The 5629-nt window shown below is 67.7% G+C and carries 6 protein-coding genes and 1 pseudogene; 5 read left to right on the plus strand and 2 right to left on the minus strand.

Annotated features, from left to right (window positions below; genetic code table 11):
- Together VB739_RS16020 and VB739_RS16025 are read right to left on the minus strand one after the other, a co-directional pair.
- Window positions 1-547 (minus strand): hypothetical protein (locus tag VB739_RS16020; RefSeq protein ID WP_323358013.1); only part of this gene is annotated, 547 nt, incomplete at its 3' end.
- Window positions 548-1259: 712 nt separating this feature from the next.
- The gene (locus VB739_RS16025; RefSeq protein WP_323358017.1) at window positions 1260-1727 is read right to left on the minus strand and encodes a DUF2062 domain-containing protein; all 468 of its coding nucleotides are present in this window, start codon (window positions 1725-1727) and stop codon (window positions 1260-1262) included.
- 282 nt (window positions 1728-2009) lie between these two features.
- Here VB739_RS16025 and VB739_RS16030 point away from each other — a divergent pair, with 282 nt between their 5' ends.
- The 5 genes and pseudogenes from VB739_RS16030 to VB739_RS16050 all read left to right on the plus strand — a co-directional run.
- Window positions 2010-2750: a zeta toxin family protein gene (locus VB739_RS16030; RefSeq protein ID WP_323358014.1), complete on the plus strand. Its 741-nt coding sequence runs from the start codon at window positions 2010-2012 to the stop codon at window positions 2748-2750.
- Window positions 2750-3277: a hypothetical protein gene (locus tag VB739_RS16035; protein WP_323358015.1), complete on the plus strand. Its 528-nt coding sequence runs from the start codon at window positions 2750-2752 to the stop codon at window positions 3275-3277. Before VB739_RS16030 ends, VB739_RS16035 begins: the two co-directional genes overlap by 1 nt.
- Window positions 3277-4671 carry a tRNA uridine-5-carboxymethylaminomethyl(34) synthesis GTPase MnmE gene (mnmE, locus tag VB739_RS16040; protein WP_323358018.1) on the plus strand — a complete coding sequence of 465 codons (1395 nt, stop codon included), beginning with the start codon at window positions 3277-3279 and terminating at the stop codon, window positions 4669-4671. Before VB739_RS16035 ends, mnmE begins: the two co-directional genes overlap by 1 nt.
- An 89-nt stretch (window positions 4672-4760) precedes the next feature.
- Window positions 4761-5498, plus strand: a complete 738-nt coding sequence (locus VB739_RS16045; protein ID WP_323358016.1) for a DUF4079 domain-containing protein — start codon at window positions 4761-4763, stop codon at window positions 5496-5498.
- Window positions 5499-5509: 11 nt separating this feature from the next.
- Window positions 5510-5629 (plus strand): annotated as a pseudogene (locus VB739_RS16050) (nicotinate-nucleotide diphosphorylase (carboxylating)); the annotation flags it as partial.

Consider the following 5629-nt stretch of genomic DNA (forward strand, 5'->3'; position numbering starts at 1 on the left):
CGGTCGAATCAAGGGTGGTGTAGAAACTCTTGAGGCTCAGGTTGCCGTAGTTTTCCCACGGCGTGCCGTCGATGGCGTACCCGTCGAAGTCGAGAAAGATCGTCTTCGTGGCGGTTGGGTTGCTGTGGAGCTCGAAAGTTTTGCTCAGATCCACTGAGCTAGCCAGGGTGACCTGTCCGCTGAGGACGATGGGGGCCTGAGCGGTGGCGCCCGAGACGGCCGGGTCGGTGTCGATGGCGAGCTGGCTGCAGTCCTTGCAGAGGCAGCAGCCACTGCCTGAGGCGGTGGCTGTGGTGGTCAGCTTGGCGAAGGAATCGCTCAGGACCTGATGGCTGCTCAGGGCGACGCTCGGGGAGGATTCGATGCGAGCGCTGGATTGGAACAGGGGTCCACGACCATCCTGAGCCGGCTCGATGACGTCGTTGGTCTCTCTGCTCGTCGATCCGCCTGGGTATGTGATGGCCTGCGTCGCTGAGAACTCCCACGTTGCGGAGGGGAGCGGGCCGCCGGTCCCAGGAGATGGGGTGTTGATCAGGTTCGGAACCAACGGATCGGATGCGTGACTGCCTCGACTGAACCATTTGGGAAAGAGAAAAGCACCGACCAGGGAGCTCGTCGGAATTGATGCGACAGTCAAGACCATTTTGCGAGGGAACAATCGGAGTCAGTCAACCCTGCTATTGGGTTGCATTCTTGGCAGCCGAAGCATCCAGAAGGGCAGCGAAGTCAGATGCCCCAGAGCATTGGGACAATGACTTTTTGGTTGCGTTGATGTGAACAGGGGCCCAGCCATCCCTAATGGGATCATTGACCCATCCGATCAGATGCGCCTTTGAGTTCGCGACAAACTGCTAGCAGAAGTCGATGCTTGCCGGTGAACGATGGAGGCGACTTGGGCGGCTGAATGCGTCGCCTTATGCATGAAGCTCTATGACGGTTGGGCTCGCTGCGGCCGACGGCATCCTACATTATTTGCCAAAATTCCATTCCAATGGGGTCTGGGGCTCGTTCTTACTGCTTGGATGGGGCCACACAATTGCATTGGCAGGAAGGGTTGCAGCTCCTGGGCAGATGCGATAAGTCCAGATTGATCCCCTATCCCATTGGTTAAAAGGGCACCCCAAAATTTGCTGGAGTGGCGTCAAGGCTGCTCTGGCTTGATGGCCGTTGGTGACCAGAGTCGAGGATGACCCGGCACAACTCTGGGTCGCACCCATCGGGCCAGCTCACCTCCAGCTTTCCGGACTGGGGCGCAGTGGTTATGGGCGCCATTCACCAGAGTCTGGATAGGACTTGCGCTGCAGGCACCGCAGGCACAGCAGGCCGCTGAGGGGAGCCAGCACCACGCCCACCACGGTTGAGCCCAGCAGCAGGCGGGCGGTGACGTCCCAGCCCACCTGGCGCAGGCTGTCCTGGCCCAGCGTCATCCCTCCCGGCCAACCCTTGCCGGGGCCCAGCAGCAGGCAGCCCAGCTGGTAGTTGAACCAGTAGAGCGGTACGTAGGTGATGGGATTGCTGATCCAGGTGCCGGCCGCTGCCAGCAGGTGGTTGCCCCGCACCAGGCTGGCCAGCGCCACCCCCAGCAGCGTCTGGAACCCGAAGATCGGGAAGCAGCCCATGAACACCCCGGCCGCCAGTCCCCGGGCCCGCTGGCCAGGGCTGCCCTCCTGGCGCCAGAGCCATTCGATCGCCTGGCGGAGGCGACGTCGGAGGGTTCGCAGGGCCAGAGGAGAAGATCCAGGCTCGGGAGGGTAAGGCGTCCGGCCAGCCGCGTTGGACCATGGCGAGTGCCGGCAAAACGTTAGGGGAAAGAATCCCTTCCTGGTCAGCGGCCCGCCTGAACATGGTCACCCCACGTCCATTGCGCCTAGCGTCCGCGTAGCCACCCAAGGGTTTTGCAGCAAGCTTTGCTCCAGCTGCCGCTCGCTTGCCTGGTGGGGATGGTGCTCGTGGCTGCGCCGGCGGAGGCTGCCCCTCTGCTCGAGGCTCCACCGTCGAGTTGCCAGATTGTGGACGCCTCCGGTCTGCCGCAGATATCCCCTGCTGCGATCGACTTTCTGGAACGGTGCCTGAGCCGTTTCCCCCAGACGACCAGCCGCGATTCCGGCGATCACCGTGGTCAGGCCGACCGTGAATCCCTGCATGCCCGCATCATTAAAGCCGCCGTAAACGGTCGGGTCTGTGTGTTGCACAGGCCACCCATCGCGATCCTCACCGGCGGGGCCCCGGGGTCGGGAAAATCCAGCTGGCTCCGCGCCAACGCCCCCGTGGCTCTGGCGCCGGCCACGCTGCGCATTGATGCCGATGACTTACGCGCCCAGTTGCCGGAGTACCGCGGCTGGAATGCCGATGTCACCCAGGTCGAGAGTGGTGTGCTCGTCGACCGTCTGCTGGCGGGCATCGGTAAGCCCTGCCGCTACGACCTTCTCTACGATGGCACCATGAGCCGGGCCGGCCGCTACCGCCAGCTGATTCCTGAGCTCAGGGCCATGGGTTACCGAGTCTTTCTCCTCAATGTGAGCGTGCCGGAGTCGCTCAGTCTCATGCGCGTGTTGGAGCGCTATCGGGCCACGGGGCGCTATGTGCCCCGGGTGGCGATTCGTCAGTATTTCGCCACAGGCCCTGCCACGTTCAAGACGCTCTCCGGCTGGGCGGATGGCTTTCTGCAGGTCGATGGGATCACCGGCAGGGTCATCAAGCTGGGAGGTGCGCCCTTCCCGCAGTTTTCGCCCAGCGCCCCGCCGCCATGATGGCGCTGGCCCTGATCCTGGCGGGGTTGATCGTCGGCAGGCTCTTTGGCTCTGGACTTGGCATGGGCATGGATCAGCTGCCGGGAGTGCTGTGGGCGCTGGTGGCGGTGATCGCCACGGCCACCCGCAATTGCCTGCGCCGCCGCCTGGCGGTTCAGCACCTGTCGCGCGGCCTCACCGGCGGTGTCACCAACCTGGCGGGCGCCCTGGTGTTCGGGCTGATCGCGCTGCTGGTGTATGGCCCCCAGCACTTCTTCTATCTCCAGCTCTGGTGGGTGATCGGGGTGATCGTCATCTATGGCCTGACCCTCAGTCTGGGAACGGAGATCCTGCGCCAGCTGAGCACGGCCCGCTTCACGGTCACCCAGGTGGCCTTTGGCGGCAGCGCCAGTGTGGTGGTCACGGTGATCACCGCGGCGGCCTTCCTGCACGAACCACTCACGCCTGGTGTCCTCGCCAGCCTCGGGCTGATCCTGCTCGGCGTCCTCCAACGCTTCCTGCCCGGCACCCGTCCATCCCCTGCTTGATCCAGCCTTCCCCCCAGCTCCCGGGCGACACCATCGCCGCCATCGCCACCGCGGTCGCCGCCGGGGCCGGCAGTGTGGCGATCGTGCGCCTCTCGGGTCCGGCGGCGGAAACGATCGGCCGGCGTCTGTTTCTGGCCCCCGGCGCCCAGCCCTGGGAGAGCCACCGCGTTCTCTACGGCCATGTGGTGGATCCGGCCGACGGCCGGCGGGTGGATGAGGCCCTGCTGCTGCTGATGCGGGCACCCCGCAGCTTCACCCGCGAGGACGTGGTGGAGCTTCACTGCCACGGCGGCCTGGTCGCCGTGCGGGGGGTGCTGGAGCTGGTGCTGGCCGCCGGTGCCCGCCTGGCCGGGCCCGGGGAGTTCAGCCAGCGGGCCTTCCTCAACGGCCGCCTCGACCTCACCCGCGCCGAGGCCATCGCCGAGATGATCGCCGCCCGCAGCCGTCGGGCGGCGGAGCTGGCCATGGCCGGGATCGATGGCGGCCTGCAGCGGCGCATCGCCGGCCTGCGGGAGCGCCTGCTCGATCAGCTGGCCGAACTGGAGGCCCGGGTCGACTTTGAGGAGGACCTGCCCCGCCTCGACGGGGCGGCGGTGCGGACCGAGCTGGAGGTGGTGCGGGGCGAGCTGGAGCGGCTGGTGGCCGAATCCCGCCAGGGGGAGCTGCTGCGCGAGGGGCTGCGGGTGGCCATCGTCGGTCGGCCCAACGTGGGCAAGTCGAGCCTGCTCAACCTGCTCAGCCGCCGCGAGCGGGCCATCGTCACCGACCTGCCCGGCACCACCCGCGACCTGCTCGAAAGCGACCTCGTGCTCGACGGCGTGCCGCTCACCCTGCTCGACACCGCCGGCATCCGCCCCACGGACGATCGGGTGGAGCAGCTGGGCATCGAACGCAGCCGCCAGGCGCTGGCCGGTGCCGATGCGGTGCTGCTGCTCTTCGATCTGCTCGCCGGCTGGACCGCCGCCGACCAGGAGCTGCGGGCCCTGGTGCCCGAGGGGGTGCCCCTGCTGCTGGTGGGCAATAAGTGCGATGCCCTGCCGGAGGGGGCCGCTGCGGCTGGCGTTCCATCGGCCCCGCCGGAGGCGCCCCTGGTCCGCATCAGCGCCCTCACCGGCGCGGGCCGCAATGACCTGGTGGCGGCGTTGCTGGGCCAGTGCGGTGCAAGCGAGCTCCAGGGGTTGCAGGTGGCCCTCAACGGGCGTCAGCGGGAGCTGGCGGCGGCGGCCGCCACCAGCCTGGAGCGCTGCCTGGAGGCGGCCGACCAGGGCCTGCCCTGGGATTTCTGGACCATCGACCTGCGCGGCGCCATCGCCGGCCTGGGGGCGATCACCGGCGAGGAGGTGAGTGAGGCGGTGCTGGAGCGGATCTTTTCCCGCTTCTGCATCGGCAAGTAGGCGGAGGCGCCGGCATCACGAAACGCTCACCCCTGTTGACCGCTTAACCTCCGGCGTCAATGCTTTGACAAACCCACTCCAGCGGGCGGATGCAAACGATCGACTGGCTCTGGATCCTGCACCCGGCCCTGGCCGTGGTGCTGATCTACCCCCTGATCGGCATGGTGGTGCGGCTCGGCGTCCAGGCCCGAGCGCGCCGTGTCGACAAGGCCAAGCTGCCCCCCACCACCGGCCGCGACCACGCCGACCTGGGCCAGTGGCTCTCGGCGGGGGTGGTGCTGCTGGTGCTCGTGGCCCTGACAGTGGTGATCGTCACCAAGCAGCCGCCGGAGGGCTTCACGGGCGGCCCCGGCCGCGCCCTACAACTGCTGCTGGTGCTGGTGGGCACGGTGGTGTCCCTGCTGGCCCTCTGGCGGGTGAAGGCCAAGGTCTACCGGCTCGTCTTCGCCCTGCTCACCTGGGCCGGGGTGCTCGGCCTGGGGGCTCAGCCCGAGGTGTGGCGCCTCAGCGACAACCCGCTCAGCCCCGCATTCTGGCAGTCGCATTACTGGGCCGGGGTGGCCGTGGTGGGGCTGATGATCTTCTCCCTGGCCGCCCGCCCGGAGATCCTCAAGGACCTGCGCTGGCGCCGCCTGCACCTCACGGCTTCCGTTCTGGCGGCGGTGCTGTTCGTCGCCCAGGGCATCACCGGCAGCCGCGACCTGCTGGAGATCCCCCTGGCCTGGCAGAAGCCCACGATCTATGCCTGTGATGCCGAGAAGCGGGTCTGTCCGCCCTTCGCCCCGCCCGCGGTGCCCGCCCCCCCGGTCGGCGCCGCCGGCAGCTGAGGCGCCCCGTGATCTCACCTGGTGGGGCCGCTGCCCCGTTGCTGTCCTTCACCCCGGCGCTGGAGGCCCAGCTGCGCGGCTGGCTGGATGAGGACCTCGGCCGCGGCGATCTGACGGCCCCGGCCCTGGTC

This window comes from Cyanobium gracile UHCC 0281 (assembly GCF_034931305.1).
Classification (GTDB): Bacteria; Cyanobacteriota; Cyanobacteriia; order PCC-6307; family Cyanobiaceae; genus Cyanobium; species Cyanobium gracile_A.

Coding starts and splice junctions, on each gene's coding strand:
- VB739_RS16035 (WP_323358015.1), top strand. CDS start 2,750: ATGGCGCTGGCCCTGATCCTGGCGGGGTTGATCGTCGGCAGGCTCTTT.
- VB739_RS16045 (WP_323358016.1), top strand. CDS start 4,761: ATGCAAACGATCGACTGGCTCTGGATCCTGCACCCGGCCCTGGCCGTG.